We start from the raw sequence: 16,114 nt of genomic DNA, 5'->3' as shown, positions 1-16,114 counted from the left end.
CGGGGTCAGTTCTTGAACGCCGCGGCCGCGTCGGCCTCCAGTTTGGACTGGGTGCCCGCGACGTCGGAGGGGTTCTTGAGGAAGTCCTGGAGGTCCTTCCACTCGCCCTTGCCGGGGGTGCCGCCGAAGGACTGCGGGGCCTGGTCCGACATGTCGAAACGTACGTTGTCCCCGGCCGCGACCAGCGCCTTGGCGATGCCGCGCTGCACATCGTTGGGGTACGCGCCGAAGTCGAGGGCCTTGTTGGGCGAGATGAAGCCGCCGGAGCCCGCCGCGATCTTCGCCGCGTCGGTGGACGCCAGCCAGGTCAGCAGAGCCTGCGCGCCCTTGGTGTCCTTCAGGGCCACCGCCGCGTCGCCGCCGGTGACCACCGGCGCCTTGTCGCCCACCGCGGGGAAGGGGAACGCCTTCGCGTCGGTGCCGACCTTGGCGGAGGTCTCCGCGATGTTGACCGAGGCGAAGTCGCCCTCGAAGACCATGCCCGCCTTGGGATGGTCGCCGCCGGTGAACGTCTGGGTGACGGAGGCGGGGAACTCGGTCTGGAGCGCGCCGTCGGTGCCGCCCGCGATCAGGTTCGGCTTGCCGAAGAGCTGGGCGAGCGTGGTGAGCGCGTCCCTCACGGACGGGTCGGTCCACTTGATGGCGTGCTTGGCCAGCTGGTCGTACTTCTCGGGCCCGGCCTGGGAGAGATAGACGTTCTCGAACCAGTCGGTGAGGGTCCAGCCGTCCGCGCCGCCGACGGACACCGGGGTCACACCGGAGGCGGAGATCGTGTCGGCGGTGCTGAGGAAGTTCTTCCACGTCGTGGGCGGGGTGGCGCCCGCGTTGTCGAAGACCTTGGTGTTGTACCAGACCAGGGACTTGTTGGCGGCCTTGAAGTACACCCCGTACTGGGTGCCGTCGACCGCGCCCAGGTCCTGCCACACCTTGGAGTAGTTCGCGGTGAGCTGCGCCTTGGCCTCGGGACCGGCCGGCTTGGCCCACTTCTTCGCCACGGCCTGCTGGATCGCGCCGACCTGGGGCAGCATGGCCACATCGGGCGGGCTGCCGCCGGCGATCTTCGTGCCGAGGAAGTTGACGATGGGGTCCTGGGCGGGGACGAAGGTGACGGTGGCGCCGGTCCGCTTCTCGAACTCCTTGAGCACCTTGACGAAGTTGGCCTGCTCGGCCCCCGTCCACACCGCGGCGACCTCGATCTTCTCGCCGTCGAGCCGGGGGAGCTGGACGCCGGAGGCCGATGTCGTGCGGGTGGCGCTCGTGGACGGCGTGTCCTTCTTGCCGTCGCCACCGCCGCACGCGGTGGCGCCGAGCGCGAGAGCGCCTACGGCCAGGGCGGCCACGAAGGTGCGGCCGGGTGTGCTGGTGCCTGCGGTGGTGCGGACTGTGCCAGTGGTGCGCATGCGTGCCCCGTCTCTCCCGTGCGCGTACGAACTGCCGCGCCCGGTGACGCAGGCGCCGCCGCTCTCGTCCCGTGCGACAGTCCTACGCCGGGCGCCGGGGCCCCGCAATACCGCCTTCACGGTCAACTCGGTGATCGTAATGGGCTTGTGACGTTGGGTCATGCCGGGATGTCCCGACTACCGCCCCTTGCGGCCGGGTTGATCACCTGGGCGGGCGCGGCGGGCTCCGGTCCCTACGTCAGCGGTCCCACCGGGCAGGCGTTGACCAAGGACGCCGCGCGCTCCAGGGCGCTGGCGAGCAGGGCCAGGTCGGTCGGACCGTTGCCGAGTTCGCGGACGGGCCTGCGGGCCGGCGGGTCGCCCATCCGCTCCCACTCCAGGACCACGACCGTCGGGCGCTGCGTCGCGGTGCGCGGTATGCGCCCGGTGACGCGGCCGCCCTGGAAGGGGACGGACACCCCGTCCGCCTGGTGCAGCCGGCCACGGCCCGGGGACGGCTCGTCTGGCGAGGGGACGGCGGGCGGCGCGTCGAGGACCACCCGGTGGCGGGCGCCGCGCGCGAGCTCGGTGTCGGCCGTGCGGTCGGGCCGGGCCGAGGACGCCACCAGGTGCACCCCGAGGCGCTCGCCGTCCCTGGCCACCGCCTCCAGGGCGCGGACGACCGAACCGGCGGCGGGCCGGCCCGGGCTGCCGAGGGCGGGCGCGACCAGCGCGTCCAGATCGTCGACCAGGACGACAAGGCGGGGCAGCGCCGGACCGTCGTCCGCGCGCTCACGGGAGACCGGGCGCAGGCGCAAGGTGCTGCTGCCGGGCGGATCGAGGTCGCCCCGGCTCTCCGTGGCGGGCGCCTGGCGCTGGCCCACCAGACGGCCGGCGATCTCGCGCCGCTCCTGCCACGCGGTGAAGCCGAGGCCGCCCAACAGCTCGGCCCTGCGTTTCAGTTCGGCCCCGAGCGCCTGCGCGAACTCCCGCATCCGTACGGGGTCGGAGGCGACCAAGTGCGTGGAGACGTGCGGCAGTTCGGTGCACGGTCGCAGGCCGTCGCCGCGCTCGCCGCCCGCGCCGTCGACCAGGATCAGGCCGAGCCGGTCGGGGCGCGCCCCTGCCGCGAGGGAGGCGGCCGCCGCCCGCAACAGCTCCGTACGGCCGCTGCCGGGCGGGCCTTCGATCAATAGGTGGGGGCCTTCGGACACCAGGTCCACGCCGAGCGGGCCGCGCGGCCCGGTGCCGAGCACCACCGTGCCGTCGGGCGCCGACTCCCAGCGGGCCATCAGGGACGCGGGGGTGGCCCGGGCGAGCCCCAGCTCGTCAAGCAGGCGCGAGGTTCCCGGCAGCGACGAGGCGAGCCGCCCCGCCGATGCCGTCGCGCCGTCGCCGGTGCGCAGCGGGGCCAGCGCGCGGGCGAACCGCTCGGCCCAGGGCCGCGACACCGCGTCCACCGTCGCCACCGTGCCGTGGCCCGCCGGGTGGCCGCCCGCGATGCGCACCAGGCGCAGCGCGGTGGCCACATCGCCGCTGAGCAGGGCGACCGCCCCGCACTCGCGGAAGGCGAGCGAGGCCGCGCACGCCGTCTCATAGGTGGCCGCGACGGGGGAGGAGGCGGACGCGGCCGGGGTCTCGGCCAGGCACAGCAGATGGATCCCTGCGGCGGCGCCGGCCGCGGCGAGGCGCGCGGTGCTCTCGCGCAGCGGGGCCGAGCCCGGGTCGCCGTCCACGACGACCACCGTGAAGGGGCCCTCGTAGCGGGCGGCCGCCTCGGCCACCGCGCCCCGGTCCGCGGAGGCCCAGCCCGGGCCGAGCGGGCCCGCGTCGAGTCTTCTGGTCAGCTCGGCGATGCGGGCCGCTGCCTGGTCGCGGTCGTAGGCGAGCAGCAGCCGGCAGTCCTGGCCGTGCGCGGGGCGCACCTGGGGGAGCCAGCCGAGCCAGTCCCACTCGGCGGTGCGCGCCTGGAGGCCGCGTGCGCGGTCCGTGCTGATGAGGACGATCTCCAGGGTGGCCGGCGCGTGCAGCGCGGCGAGCTGGGCGATCGCCGAGCGGGCCAGGCCCGCAAGCCGCTCGCGGGGCCCCGCGAGGCCCAGCGAGCCCGCCTCGCGCAGCCCCACCGTGACCGGCACGGCCGCGAGCTCGCCCCGGTCCGCCGTGCCGAGCCGTACGGCAAGCGCCTCCGGGTGGCCGGGGCCGCGCTCCCACAGCCGGGGGCCGGGGCCGAGCGCGGTCAGGAGCAGCGCGGCCGGGTCGGGCCAGCTCTCGGGCGTGGGCGCGGCCGGGAACTCGTCCGGCTCCGCCGGTGCCTGCTCGGGGGCCGGCTCGCCGCGCCCGCCGGCCAGCCGCCGCGCCCATGCTCCTATCCCGCCCCGCCTGCGGCCGCCGTCGCCCTGGTCGGCGCGCGCGTGCTCGACCTCGTCGATCGCCTGGCGCATGTGCTCCGGCAGCCGGGTGCCGCGCGTCGGGGTGCCCTGGCGCCTGCTGGGCCCCTGCTCCCGCCGGTCGTCCCGGTCGTCGTGTCCGTGTCCCCTGGGGGCCTGGGGCGTACCGAACGCGTCGAAGCGCTCGCCGTACGGCTGCTCGTGCCCGCCGGGTCCTGAGGCGGGACCCGAGTCGGTACGGAAGGAAGCCGGGCCGGGAGGGGCCGTACGGGAAGAAGAGGAGGCCGCGTGCGGGGGCGCCCCGGAGGAACCGGCGGAACCGGAGGGAGGTGAGGGAGGTGAGGTGGGCGGGGGAGCGGTTGGGGACGACGGGGACGTGCCGGGCCGGGCTTCCAACGGGGCCGCGCCGCTTGCCTGTTGGGGGTCCGCGGCCAGGGGTGACGCCGGGGCCGGGGTGACCCGGAGGTGGCCCTCGCCGTCCGGCGTGGTCGCGAGGGACGGCTCCGCGCCGGGCCCGCCGGGCGTGAGGCGCAGCGCGGACTCGCCGATCCGCAGCAGCGCGCCGGGGGCGAGCCGGACCGGCCGGGCGCCGATCTCCCCGCCGTCGATCCGGGTGCCGTTGGTGGAGTCGAGATCGGCGACGCTCACGCGGCCGTCCTCGCCGACGGTGACCGCGCAGTGCCGGCGCGAGACGTCGGGGTCGTCGAGCGCGACGTCGGACTCCGTGGAGCGGCCGATGACGACGCGGCCGCCGTGCAGCAGATGGACCCCGCCCGCGTCGGGCCCCGCCACCACGTGCAGCCGGGCCGGGGCCGGGCCGTCGTGGGCCGGCTCGTCCTCGGCCGGGACCGCGAGCGAGAGCACCGCGCCGTCCACAAGCGGCGGCTCGCCGAGGACGCGGCGCTGGGGGTCGAGCCGGTCACGGCCCGCGAACAGCACCACGGAGGCGCCCGACACCTCGGCGCCGGACGCGGCCGACGCGAGGCCCGAGGCGACGGCCGCGAGCGCCGTCCCCGCCGGGGCGGTGACGAGCACGTCACAGGCGCGCGCCACAGCGTGGCCGCTGCGCGGCGCGAGGACGGTCAGCCGGATCTGCATCGCCTCGGCGGTCCCTTCTGCGCGGGGGTGCCGCGAAAGGGGGAGCAGCCTTGTGATTCCCCCCACCCGGCACACAATTCGTGCTGGGGGCATCCTCGCACCTGCCACTGACAACACGCCCGTCGCCCACCTCGAATTGATCTTGATTGGTCGGCTCGGCGCGCAAAAGTGGACGCAAAAGTGGCTGGTTGCGACCGAGTGGGGCATGTGCGACGGATGCCTGGCACGGTCGTTCGGCAACCTTCCGTACGAGGGGCGCGTCTCCCCACGAGGGGCGCGTCTTCCCCGAAAAGCGTGACGCGCCCTCCCCGGGAGCGCCCCGGGACGCGGGAGAAGAGCGTGAACAACCCCGTGGCGCCGAGCCCACGACCCGCCGGGACCGCCGGGGGCGGCATTAGAGTGGGCCGGAAACCCCCAGCAATGGACGCGAGCAGCAGGGAGCGCATGACGTGCGGCCGGTAGGCAGCAAGTACCTGCTCGAGGAGCCGCTCGGACGCGGCGCCACGGGCACCGTCTGGCGAGCCCGCCAGCGCGAGACCGCGGGGTCCGAGGCGTCCGTCGCGGGCCAGCCGGGCGAGACCGTGGCCATCAAGGTCCTCAAGGAAGAGCTCGCCAACGACGCGGACGTGGTGATGCGCTTCCTGCGCGAGCGCTCCGTCCTGTTGCGGCTGCGCCACGACAACATCGTGCGCACCCGCGACCTGGTCGTCGAGGGCGATCTGCTGGCCCTGGTCATGGACCTGGTCGACGGCCCCGACCTGCACCGCTACATCCGCGAGAACGGCCCGCTCACGCCGGTCGCCGCCGCGCTGCTCACCGCGCAGATCGCCGACGCGCTCGCCGCGAGCCACGCCGACGGCGTGGTGCACCGCGATCTGAAGCCCGCCAACGTCCTCCTGGACGAGCGCGACGGCGTGATGCGCCCGATGCTCACCGACTTCGGCATCGCCCGCCTCGCCGACTCCCCGGGCCTGACCCGTACGCACGAGTTCGTCGGGACCCCGGCCTATGTCGCGCCGGAGTCCGCCGAGGGCCGGCCCCAGACCTCGGCCGTGGACATCTACGGCGCGGGGATCCTGCTGTACGAGCTGGTCACCGGGCGTCCGCCGTTCGCCGGCGGCACCGCGCTCGAAGTGCTGCACCGCCACCTCAGCGAGGAGCCGCGCCGTCCCACGACGGTGCCCGCCCCGCTGTGGACGGTCATCGAGCGCTGCCTCAGCAAGGATCCCGAGCGCCGCCCGAGCGCCGAGAACCTGGCGCGCGGGCTGCGCGTCGTCGCGGCCGGCATCGGGGTGCACTCCACCCCCGCCCAGGTCGAGGCGGCCGACGGCGTGGGCGCGCTCCTCGCGCCCGATCCGGCGCCCGCGCCGGTCCCCGACGCGCCGGGCGCCGCCGACCCCACCCAGGTGCTGCCGAGCAACGCGGCCTCCTACGACCCGGCCGCGCGCACCTCGGTGCTCCCGCAGACGGGGCAGGGCCCCCACGCCGACCCGACCGCCGTCATGCCGCCGGTCCCGCAGGGGCAGCCCCAGCCGCAGGAACCGCACCCCTGGCAGTCCCAGCTCCAGGCGGCCCGCGACCGCAACGAGCAGACCCAGGTCGGCTACCTCCCGCCCGACCAGGACCCCCTGCGCCGCCGCCCGCACCGCCAGCAGCAGCCCCCGCAGGGCTACGGCCAGCAGCGTCCGCCACAGGGCCACCAGCGCCCGCCCCAGCACCAGCAGCAGTACGCGCCCCCGCCGGGGTCCTACCAGCAGCCGCAGCACTACGAGCCGCCGCGCCAGCAGTACGCGCCGCAGCCGCAGGCCCCGCAGCCGCAGGCCCCCGCGCGTGAGCCAAGGGAGCCCCGCGAGCCGCGCCGGCGCAGCCCGAACCGGATGCGCATTCCGGGCCTCGGCTGCCTCAAGGGCTGCCTGTTCACGTTCGTGCTGCTCTTCGTGGCGGGCTGGCTGATCTGGGAGCTCACCCCGCTCCAGGACTGGGTCGCCCAGGGCAAGAGCTACTGGCAGGCGATCGGTGACGGGATTTCGACGGTATCCGGCTGGATCAAGAGCATCGGCAGCGCGGCGAAGCAGTGATCACGGGGCCTCGCGTCGCCCGCGCGGGACGCGAGTTCGTGGATTTGTCGACTTCCAGAGGGTGATTTCGGCGCCGGAAGTGAAGGTTGGCGTCCCGGCCGCGTAGCCTCAGCGTGCACAGCCAGCCGCTGAGGGAGCAGTCTTGGCACGGAATATCGGCAGCCGGTACACCGCCCACCAGATCCTGGGCCGGGGGAGCGCCGGCACGGTGTGGCTCGGCGAGGGACCCGAGGGGCCCGTCGCCATCAAGCTGCTGCGCGAAGACCTCGCGGCCGATCAGGAGCTGGTAGGCCGCTTCGTGCAGGAGCGCACAGCCCTGCTCGGCCTCGACCACCCCCATGTGGTGGGCGTACGCGACCTGGTGGTCGACGGCAACGACCTCGCCCTGGTCATGGACCTGATCCGGGGCACGGACGTGCGCACCCGGCTCGACCGCGAGCGCAGACTGGCCCCCGAGGCGGCCGTTGCCATCGCCGCCGACGTCGCCGACGGACTCGCCGCCGCGCACGCGGCGGGCATCGTGCACCGCGACGTCAAGCCCGAGAACATCCTCCTGGACATGCAGGGCCCGCTCGGCCCCGGCGGCGCCCACCCCGCGCTGCTCACCGACTTCGGCGTCGCCAAGCTCATCGACACCCCGCGCCGCACCAAGGCGACCCGCATCATCGGCACCCCGGACTACCTCGCCCCCGAGATCGTCGAGGGCCTGCCGCCGCGCGCCGCCGTCGACATCTACGCGCTCGCCACCGTCCTGTACGAACTGCTCGCGGGCTTCACCCCGTTCGGCGGCGGCCACCCCGGCGCCGTCCTGCGCCGCCATGTGACCGAGACCGTGGTCCCGCTGCCCGGCATCCCCGACGAGCTGTGGCAGCTGATCGTCCAGTGCCTTGCCAAGGCGCCGGCCTCCCGCCTGCGCGCCTCCGAACTCTCGGCCCGGCTGCGCGAACTGCTCCCCCTGGTCGCGGGCATGCCCCCGCTGGACGTGGACGAGCCCGGCGCCGAGGGTGACCCGGACGAGGAGGCGTACGAGGACCCGTACCCGACCGCTCCCACCAGCCCCCGGCGCGGCGCGGTCCCGCTGGTGCCCGGGGCGCCGCACGACTCCGCGAACCGCGACACCCACACCAGCATGCGGGTGCCGGGCCCCGACGAGCTGGCCGGCGGCCCCCTCGGCACCGCCCGCGCGCCGCGCCCGGCGGGCACGCCACGGCCCGGCTCGGCCCGGCACCGCGCCGACCAGGTCCGCAAGCGCCGCCTGGTCCTGACGACGGCCGCGGTCGCCCTGGCCGCCGCGGTCGGCGTCGGCGGCTGGCTGGCCCTGAGTGACGACTCCGGCTCCCAGTCGCCGCCGCACGACACCAAGAACTCGGCGCCCGTCGTCCCCTAGGCGGCGCCGGGGCGAGGCCGGAGCGGGCTGGCGGGCCCGTGATCCGGCGGCCCGGGGAACGCCGGAGCGCGCAGCCGTTACGCTGGACCCGTGGCAGTCGTCGATGTATCCGAAGAGCTGAAGTCCCTCTCCTCGACCATGGGGTCGATCGAGGCCGTCCTGGACCTCGACACGATGAGGGCAGATATCGCTGCGCTCGAAGAGCAGGCGGCCGCCCCGTCCCTCTGGGACGACCCGGAGGCGGCGCAGAAGATCACCAGCAAGCTGTCGCACCTCCAGGCGGAGCTGCGCAAGACCGAGGCCCTGCGCAGCCGGATCGACGACCTGGCGGTGCTCTTCGAGCTCGCCGAGGAGATGGACGACCCGGACACCCGCACCGAGGCCGAGGCCGAGCTGGAGTCCGTGCGCAAGGCGCTGGACGAGATGGAGGTCCGCACCCTCCTGTCCGGCGAGTACGACGCCCGTGAGGCGCTGGTCAACATCCGCGCAGAGGCCGGCGGCGTCGACGCCTCCGACTTCGCCGAGCGCCTTCAGCGCATGTACCTGCGCTGGGCCGAGCGCCACGGCTACAAGACCGAGGTGTACGAGACCTCGTACGCGGAAGAGGCCGGCATCAAGTCGACCACCTTCGTGGTCAACGCGCCCTACGCCTACGGCACGCTCTCCGTGGAGCAGGGCACGCACCGCCTGGTGCGCATCTCGCCCTTCGACAACCAGGGCCGCCGCCAGACGTCCTTCGCGGGCGTCGAGGTGCTGCCGGTCGTCGAGCAGTCCGACCACGTCGACATCGACGAGACCGAGCTGCGCATCGACGTGTACCGCGCGTCCGGCCCCGGCGGCCAGGGCGTCAACACCACCGACTCCGCGGTCCGCATCACGCACGTGCCGACCGGCATCGTGGTGTCCTGCCAGAACGAGCGCTCCCAGATCCAGAACAAGGCGAGCGCCATGAACGTCCTTCAGGCCAAGCTCCTTGAGCGCCGCCGCCAGGAGGAGCAGGCGCTGATGGACTCCCTCAAGGGCGACGGCGGCAACTCCTGGGGCAATCAGATGCGTTCGTACGTCCTGCACCCGTACCAGATGGTCAAGGACCTGCGCACCGAGTTCGAGGTCGGCAACCCGCAGGCGGTGCTCGACGGCGAGATCGACGGCTTCCTCGAAGCCGGCATCCGCTGGCGCAAGCAGCAGGAGAAGTAAGCCCGTACGCGTAGGTACGGACACGACGGCGCCGGTCCCCGCTCAAGGGGACCGGCGCCGTCCGTCGTACTCGGGATGCGTGTGCCGCGACGGTGGTTCGGCGGGGAGGCGGCGGGCACGGATCTCCTCCGGTCTCCTCCTGCGCCGAATTAGCTGGCGCAAGCTTGAGTGGGGCGACTCGGCGCTTTGTCGACATCGGAACTTCCTTTTGTTGGGCGCCAGTTCGGGTCTTCTGTCACAGTCGTATTCCCGTACGCCCGGCAAGTGAGTCGATATCGGACATTGCGTGCGCAACGGCCTTGACGCCCTCTTTAAAACTGGCAAAGCTAGCGCGCGGCATGCGTAACTCTGGGGCGCGTGTGACGGGGGAGGGGCTTTTACGGTCCGCCCGGTGTTGCCGCCCCGGGCGCTGCTCCATGACGAGATCGGCTACTGGGGGTAGCAAGCAGATGACCAAGAACACGCGGCTGCGCGTCGCGCGGATAGCCGCCGGCGCGGTGATCGCCGCCGGTGCGTCCCTGACCGCTGCGGGGGCGGCCCAGGCCGTCGGCTCCGGCGACTCCACCCCGCCCGCACTCACGCTCGGCGGCACGTGCGCGCCGACCGACCCGCTGTGCAGCACCACGGGTGGCACGAATTCCTCGGGCTCCACCACGGCCGGTTCGACCGGTTCGTCGACGGAGGGCTCCACGGGCTCCAGCACGGCCGGTTCGACCGGTTCGTCGACGGAGGGCTCCACGGGCTCCAGCACGGCCGGTTCGACCGGTTCCAGCACGGCCGGTTCGACGGGCTCGTCGACGGCCGGGTCCACGGGCTCCAGCACGGAGGGCTCCACCGGTTCCAGCACCGCCGGTTCGACGGGTTCGTCGACGGCCGGTTCGACCGGTTCCAGCACGGCTGGTTCGACGGGTTCGTCGACAGCCGGTTCGACGGGCTCCAGCACGGCTGGTTCGACGGGTTCGTCGACGGCCGGTTCGACCGGTTCCAGCACGGCCGGTTCCACGGGCTCGTCGACGGCCGGGTCCACGGGTTCGACCACGGCGGGCTCGACGGGCTCCAGCACGGCCGGTTCGACCGGTTCGACGGGCTCCACCGGCTCGACGGGCGGCACGGGAAGCACCGGCTCGACCGGCAGCACCGGCTCCGCCAGCACCTCCGGTGGCACGGGCAGCACCGGCTCCACGGGCTCGACCGGCACGACCGGCTCCACGGGCACCACGGGCTCCACCGGCACCTCGGGCAACACCGGCACCAACCCCGACACCGTCGGGTCGCAGCCGGTCGAGCAGGGGCAGCAGAAGGAGGAGCTGGCCGCCACCGGAGCGGGCGGGACCACCTTCCTGCTGATCGGCGCCGCGACCATGATCGCGGGCGGCATCGGCTTCCGCTTCATGCCGCGCGTGGTCAACGGCCGCAACGTCGCGTAAGCGCACGCCGTAGTCACACGCCGTAGGCAAACGAGAGGGCCCGGAGCGCGATCACGCGCCCCGGGCCCTCTTCGCTTACCGGCGTCGTCGGGTACCCGCCCGCGCCGCCGCAGCCCGTCTCAGACGGTCTGGTGGGCCAGCAGCGCCACGGCGCCCACCAGCACGATCAGCAGCGTGATCAGGGCGGCGGGGCTCAGGGACCCCCACGGGTGCTCCTGCTGGAGGCGCTCCCGGTTCGCCCGGCAGACGCGGCAGCGGCCCTCGCTCACGGGCGCCGCGCAGTTGGCGCACACCAATCGGTCATAGGTCATGCGCTCTCCTCCTCCCGCGCGGCGGAGCCGGCGTGTTCTGCTTCAACCCGCTGTCTCTCCGCTCAACGCTCAGGGAAACGCAACCGTTCCCACCTACCACTGTGCCAGCTTCCGCGCGGTTCGGCGCGCCCCACCGGATTCATCACCGCCCGGCCTCCGCCGTCAAGGGCCATGTCCTGGGACATAAGGGGCATCCAAGGACGGGGCCTGCGCGGGCTCGTCCCCTTCGCGTAAGGTCACGCACACCTATACTCCCGGCCGACCCCGTGGTGCACCCGTGATCCGATTCGACAATGTCTCCAAGACCTATCCCAAGCAGACCCGACCAGCCCTGCGGGAAGTCTCCCTCGACATCGAGAAGGGCGAGTTCGTCTTCCTCGTCGGCTCGTCCGGTTCCGGGAAGTCGACCTTCCTGCGACTCGTCCTGCGGGAAGAGCGCGCCAGCCACGGGCAGGTGCACGTGCTGGGCAAGGACCTGGCCCGCCTGTCCAATTGGAAGGTGCCGCACATGCGGCGCCAACTGGGCACCGTCTTCCAGGACTTCCGCCTGCTGCCCAACAAGACCGTGGCGGAGAACGTCGCGTTCGCCCAGGAGGTCATCGGCAAGCCGCGCGGTGAGATCCGCAAGGCCGTGCCCCAGGTGCTCGACCTGGTCGGGCTCTCCGGCAAGGAGGACCGCAGGCCCGGTGAGCTGTCCGGCGGTGAGCAGCAACGCGTGGCCATCGCCCGCGCCTTCGTCAACCGGCCCATGCTGCTCATCGCGGACGAGCCGACCGGCAACCTCGACCCGCAGACCTCCGTCGGCATCATGAAACTGCTCGACCGGATCAACCGGACCGGCACCACGGTCATCATGGCGACGCACGACCAGAACATCGTCGACCAGATGCGCAAGCGCGTCATCGAGCTGGAGTCCGGCCGACTCGTACGCGACCAGGCGCGCGGCGTCTACGGCTACCAGCACTGAGCGCCGTAGCGCACTCGTCGAGCACTGAAAGGCTGAAATAGTCGCCATGCGCGCCCAGTTCGTACTCTCGGAGATCGGGGTCGGTCTCCGCCGCAACCTGACCATGACGATCGCCGTCGTCGTCTCCGTCGCCCTCTCGCTGGCCCTGTTCGGCGGGACGCTGCTGATGCGGGACCAGGTCAACAGCATGAAGGATTACTGGTACGACAAGGTCAACGTCTCCCTCTTCCTGTGCAACAAGGCGGAAGCCGAGACCGAGAAGGTCACCCAGTGCGCCAAGGGCGCGGTGACGGCGCAGCAGAAGAAGGACATCGAGGCCGACCTCAAGAAGCTCGACATCGTGCAGAGCGTGGTGTACGAGTCGCAGGACGAGGCGTACAAGCACTACAAGGACCAGTACGGCTCCACCCCGATGGCCAGCACCATCACCCCCGACCAGATGCAGGAGTCCTTCCGGGTCAAGCTCAAGGACCCGCAGAAGTACAAGGTGGTGGCGACCGCCTTCGCGGGCCGGGACGGCATCGAGTCGGTGCAGGACCAGCGCGGCACCCTGGACACCCTCTTCAAGATCCTCAACGGCATGAACGCGGCGGCCCTCGCGGTCATGGCGATCATGCTGATCGTGGCGTTGATGCTGATCGTCAACACGGTGCGGGTCTCGGCGTTCAGCCGCCGCCGCGAGACCGGGATCATGCGCCTGGTCGGCGCGTCCAGCTTCTACATCCAGGCGCCGTTCATCATGGAGGCCGCGTTCGCCGGGCTGCTCGGCGGCATCGGGGCGGCCGGACTCCTCGTCATGGCGCGGTACTTCATAATCGATCACGGCATGTCGCTGGCGCAGAACCTGAGCCTCATCAAGTTCATCGGATGGAACGCCGTGCTCGCCAAGATCCCGCTGGTGCTCGCCGCCAGCGTCCTGATGCCCGCCGTCGCGGCCTTCCTCGCGCTGCGCAAGTACCTCAAGGTCTGAGTCAGGTCCGGACCGACCCCCGCGTGTGACGTACGCCCCGGGCGCCATGGGAGCAACACCCCCTGTGGCGCCCGGGGTTTGTCCTAGACTCGGCGCCATGTCCGGCCCCGATCTCTGTCCCGGGCCCCGTGGCGCGGGCCGCCGCGGGGCCGCTCTGGCGCTGGTCCTCCTGGGCGTGCTGGCCACCGCCGCCGCCACCAACTGCCTGCCGGGCCCCGAGCGCGCGCCCCTCGTCCTGACATCCGGCACCTCGGTGGCCGCCGAGGCGGACGCACGCGCGGGGCACACCACCCGGGGCGGCGAACGCACCGTCGACGAGGTGCGGCGCGCGGCCGCCGAGGCCGAGGCCGACGGCAAGTCGGGGGCCCGGGCCGCCGAGGAGGCAGTGGGGCGCAGCGGGGACCGCTGGGGCGCGGTGTACGACAGGGCGCAGTACGAGCAGTACGAGGACGCCCTCGAAGGCCGCTACACCGGGGTCGGGCTCTGGCTCGCCCGCACCGCCGACGGCCGCACCGAGGTGACCCGCGTCCAGGACGGCGGTCCCGCCGCGCGCGCCGGCGTCCGGCCCGGCGACTTCCTGCGCGCGGTCGACGGCCGGCCCACCCAGGGACAGCCCGTCACCGACGTGGTCGCCCGGCTGCGCGGCGACGCGGCCGGCAGCAGGGTCGCCCTCGACCTGAGCCGGGGGACGCGCGTCTGGACCCTGACGCTCGGCCGGGCCGTCCTCGCCGCCCAGGACGTGAGCGTCACCGATCTCTCCGCCAAGGTCGTGATGATCAAGGTGGCCGCTTTCACCAAGGGCACGGGCGAGCGGGTGCGCGGCGCGGTGCGCCGGGCGCCGAAGGGCGCCGGGATCCTGCTCGACCTGCGGGGCAACAGCGGGGGCCTGGTCACCGAGGCCACCACGGCGGCCTCCGCCTTCCTCGACGGCGGCCTGGTGGCCACGTACGACGTGCACGGCCGTCAGCACGCGCTGTACGCGCAGGGCGGCGGCGACGGCACGCGCCCCCTGGTCGTCCTGATCGACGGCGGCACCATGAGCGCGGCGGAGCTGCTGACCGGCGCGCTCCAGGACCGGGGCCGCGCGGTCACCGTCGGCGCGCGCACCTTCGGCAAGGGCTCGGTCCAGATGCCCACCGGGCTCGCGGGCGGCGCGGTGGCCGAGCTGACCGTGGGCCACTACCGCACCCCGGCGGGCCACGCCCTGGACGGCTCGGGCATCACGCCGGACCTGCCCGTCACCGACCACCCGCTCGAACACGCCGAGACGGTCCTGAGCGGTCTTGGCGGCGCGAGGTAAACCGCTTGCGCGGGGGTGAGAAAATGGCCGCACTATGGCTAAGAACACGGGCAAGGACAAAGAGAAGGACAGCAAGCGCAAGCTCGTCGCGCAGAACAAGAAGGCACGGCACGACTACCTCATCATCGACACCTACGAGTGCGGTCTCGTGCTGACCGGTACCGAGGTGAAGTCGCTGCGGCGGGGCCGGGCCTCGCTGGTCGACGGGTTCGTGCAGATCGACGGCGGCGAGGCGTGGCTGCACAACGTGCACGTGCCGGAGTACGCGCAGGGCACGTGGACCAACCACAGCGCGCGGCGCAAGCGGAAGCTGCTGATGCACCGGGTCGAGATCGACAAGCTGGAGTCGAAGTCGGGCGAGACGGGTCACACGATCGTGCCCCTCGCGCTCTACTTCAAGGACGGCCGCGCCAAGATCGAGATCGCGCTGGCCAAGGGCAAGAAGGAGTACGACAAGCGGCAGACCCTGCGCGAGAAGCAGGACCGGCGCGAGACGGACCGGGCCATCTCGGCGGTCAAGCGCAAGGAGCGGGCGAGTCTGCGGTAGGGCCCGCACCTCGGCCGCGCCCGGTCCGCACGCGGCCTGCCCGGTCCGCACCTGTTCCGCACCCGGTCCGCGCGCCGCACGCGCGTAATGGGCTGGCACCGTCGGGCGTCGGTCACGTACGATGGCACTGCACCTCAGCGAAGGTGCGGCACCACCTTGAAAACACCACATGGGGATGATCGGTTTCGACAGCGGATGTCGAAGCAGGGGAAGCGTGTCGAGGAAGCGGCAATGATCTCGTAAACCATATGTCGCAAACAATAATCGCCAACACCAAGCGCGATTCCTTCGCCCTCGCTGCCTAAGTAGCGACTTGCGAAGTGTCAGCCCGGGGCTGTTCCCGACCCGGATCCTGGCATCAGCTAGGGAACTAAACTTCTGGACCCGGTCACGGGGTTCAGGAGGAAATCAAACAGTGACTGGGCCCGTCGGCGACTTGTTCGCGTGATCGCCGGGGCCGAGAAAATCGCAGCGAACTGCACACGGAGAAGCCCTGTTTTTGCACCGTTGGACGCGGGTTCGATTCCCGCCATCTCCACCGTCGAGGAGAACCGGATGTCCGGCTCGCCTCGCCCCATGTAGGCAAGGGCCCGGTCGCTTTCGAGCGGCCGGGCCTTTGTCGTGCCCGGAGCCGGATCAGGCGACCGGGCGGCCGGTGAGCATGCCGAGGAGCTGGTCCATCTCCTTGCGCCACATGCGGTGGACGTTCATGCGGACCGGCTTCGGCTGGCCGGGCAGCTGACAGCGGAACGAGCTCCACAGCGTGTTGCGCCGGACGTCGGTGATCATCCGCATCGCCTCGTGCGGCGGGATCGCGGTGACGAGCTCCTGGGGGCGGTTGCTCATCCGGCTGGCCCGGTGGAGCAGCACGGCCTGCTGGGTCACGGTGACGAAGTAGTAGGTCAAGAAGGCCTGACCCACGATGCCGAACAGGCTCATCAGCCAGACGCTGGGGCCGGCTATCGCCTGGATCGTGACGATCGGGCGGTCCTGCGGATTGGCCTGGGCTATCGCCTCGGCGACCTGCCGCTGGATCGTCGACTTCTTCATGGCCACGGGGAAAGGC

Annotated in this window: 12 protein-coding genes and 1 other RNA gene; 9 read left to right on the top strand and 4 right to left on the bottom strand. The window is 72.6% G+C overall.

The features are described from left to right. Positions 1–5: 5 nt before the first annotated feature. Together ACFYM2_RS20350 and ACFYM2_RS20345 are read right to left on the bottom strand one after the other, a co-directional pair. Positions 6–1,400, bottom strand: a complete 1,395-nt coding sequence (locus ACFYM2_RS20350) for an ABC transporter substrate-binding protein (RefSeq protein ID WP_388837793.1) — start codon at positions 1,398–1,400, stop codon at positions 6–8. Between the two features lie 233 nt (positions 1,401–1,633). Beyond that, positions 1,634–4,864 (bottom strand): FtsK/SpoIIIE domain-containing protein, encoded by a 3,231-nt coding sequence (locus ACFYM2_RS20345; RefSeq protein WP_388837791.1) that lies wholly within the window; start codon positions 4,862–4,864, stop codon positions 1,634–1,636. A 449-nt stretch (positions 4,865–5,313) separates the two neighbouring features. Between ACFYM2_RS20345 and ACFYM2_RS20340 the strand changes: the two genes are divergently transcribed. The 4 genes from ACFYM2_RS20340 to ACFYM2_RS20325 all read left to right on the top strand — a co-directional run bounded on the left by ACFYM2_RS20340 (position 5,314) and on the right by ACFYM2_RS20325 (position 10,953). Continuing rightward, positions 5,314–6,942 carry a serine/threonine-protein kinase gene (locus ACFYM2_RS20340; protein ID WP_388837788.1) on the top strand — a complete coding sequence of 543 codons (1,629 nt, stop codon included), beginning with the start codon at positions 5,314–5,316 and terminating at the stop codon, positions 6,940–6,942. 142 nt (positions 6,943–7,084) lie between these two features. Next, positions 7,085–8,329, top strand: a complete 1,245-nt coding sequence (locus tag ACFYM2_RS20335) for a serine/threonine-protein kinase (protein WP_388837785.1) — start codon at positions 7,085–7,087, stop codon at positions 8,327–8,329. Between the two features lie 90 nt (positions 8,330–8,419). Further along, a complete protein-coding gene (prfB, locus tag ACFYM2_RS20330; RefSeq protein ID WP_359003119.1) occupies positions 8,420–9,526 on the top strand; it encodes a peptide chain release factor 2 in 1,107 nt (368 codons plus the stop codon). A gap of 449 nt (positions 9,527–9,975) precedes the next feature. Beyond that, positions 9,976–10,953 (top strand): hypothetical protein, encoded by a 978-nt coding sequence (locus ACFYM2_RS20325; protein WP_388837782.1) that lies wholly within the window; start codon positions 9,976–9,978, stop codon positions 10,951–10,953. Between the two features lie 119 nt (positions 10,954–11,072). Here ACFYM2_RS20325 and ACFYM2_RS20320 read toward each other — a convergent pair whose 3' ends face one another. Continuing rightward, positions 11,073–11,264 carry a hypothetical protein gene (locus ACFYM2_RS20320; protein ID WP_388455653.1) on the bottom strand — a complete coding sequence of 64 codons (192 nt, stop codon included), beginning with the start codon at positions 11,262–11,264 and terminating at the stop codon, positions 11,073–11,075. A gap of 277 nt (positions 11,265–11,541) precedes the next feature. Between ACFYM2_RS20320 and ftsE the strand changes: the two genes are divergently transcribed. From ftsE to ssrA, 5 genes are all read left to right on the top strand, one after another. Further along, the gene (ftsE, locus tag ACFYM2_RS20315) at positions 11,542–12,231 is read left to right on the top strand and encodes a cell division ATP-binding protein FtsE (protein WP_359003125.1); all 690 of its coding nucleotides are present in this window, start codon (positions 11,542–11,544) and stop codon (positions 12,229–12,231) included. Positions 12,232–12,277: 46 nt separating this feature from the next. Beyond that, positions 12,278–13,201: a permease-like cell division protein FtsX gene (ftsX, locus tag ACFYM2_RS20310; RefSeq protein WP_350230686.1), complete on the top strand. Its 924-nt coding sequence runs from the start codon at positions 12,278–12,280 to the stop codon at positions 13,199–13,201. 97 nt (positions 13,202–13,298) lie between these two features. Continuing rightward, entirely contained in the window at positions 13,299–14,501 is a 1,203-nt protein-coding gene (locus ACFYM2_RS20305) for a S41 family peptidase (RefSeq protein ID WP_359003127.1), read from the top strand. A gap of 34 nt (positions 14,502–14,535) precedes the next feature. Further along, the gene (gene smpB / locus ACFYM2_RS20300; RefSeq protein ID WP_388837779.1) at positions 14,536–15,048 is read left to right on the top strand and encodes an SsrA-binding protein SmpB; all 513 of its coding nucleotides are present in this window, start codon (positions 14,536–14,538) and stop codon (positions 15,046–15,048) included. Positions 15,049–15,219: 171 nt separating this feature from the next. Then, positions 15,220–15,589, top strand: a transfer-messenger RNA (tmRNA) gene (gene ssrA, locus ACFYM2_RS20295). Positions 15,590–15,684: 95 nt separating this feature from the next. Here ssrA and ACFYM2_RS20290 read toward each other — a convergent pair. Beyond that, complete coding sequence (locus ACFYM2_RS20290; RefSeq protein WP_388455648.1) at positions 15,685–16,104, bottom strand: hypothetical protein; 420 nt, start codon at positions 16,102–16,104, stop codon at positions 15,685–15,687. Positions 16,105–16,114 lie beyond the last annotated feature (10 nt).

The sequence above is a fragment of the Streptomyces sp. NPDC006711 genome, assembly GCF_042869775.1.
Classification (GTDB): domain Bacteria; phylum Actinomycetota; class Actinomycetes; order Streptomycetales; family Streptomycetaceae; genus Streptomyces.
The sequence above is the reverse complement of the archived record's forward strand: the minus strand, read 5'-3'. Positions and strand labels throughout refer to the sequence as shown.

Excerpts from the sequence above, each read along its gene's own strand:
- ACFYM2_RS20350 (WP_388837793.1), bottom strand. The coding sequence starts at position 1,400 with ATGCGCACCACTGGCACAGTCCGCACCACCGCAGGCACCAGCACACCC.
- ACFYM2_RS20345 (WP_388837791.1), bottom strand. The coding sequence starts at position 4,864 with ATGCAGATCCGGCTGACCGTCCTCGCGCCGCGCAGCGGCCACGCTGTG.
- ACFYM2_RS20325 (WP_388837782.1), top strand. The coding sequence starts at position 9,976 with ATGACCAAGAACACGCGGCTGCGCGTCGCGCGGATAGCCGCCGGCGCG.
- ACFYM2_RS20320 (WP_388455653.1), bottom strand. The coding sequence starts at position 11,264 with ATGACCTATGACCGATTGGTGTGCGCCAACTGCGCGGCGCCCGTGAGC.
- ftsX (WP_350230686.1), top strand. The coding sequence starts at position 12,278 with ATGCGCGCCCAGTTCGTACTCTCGGAGATCGGGGTCGGTCTCCGCCGC.
- ACFYM2_RS20305 (WP_359003127.1), top strand. The coding sequence starts at position 13,299 with ATGTCCGGCCCCGATCTCTGTCCCGGGCCCCGTGGCGCGGGCCGCCGC.
- smpB (WP_388837779.1), top strand. The coding sequence starts at position 14,536 with ATGGCTAAGAACACGGGCAAGGACAAAGAGAAGGACAGCAAGCGCAAG.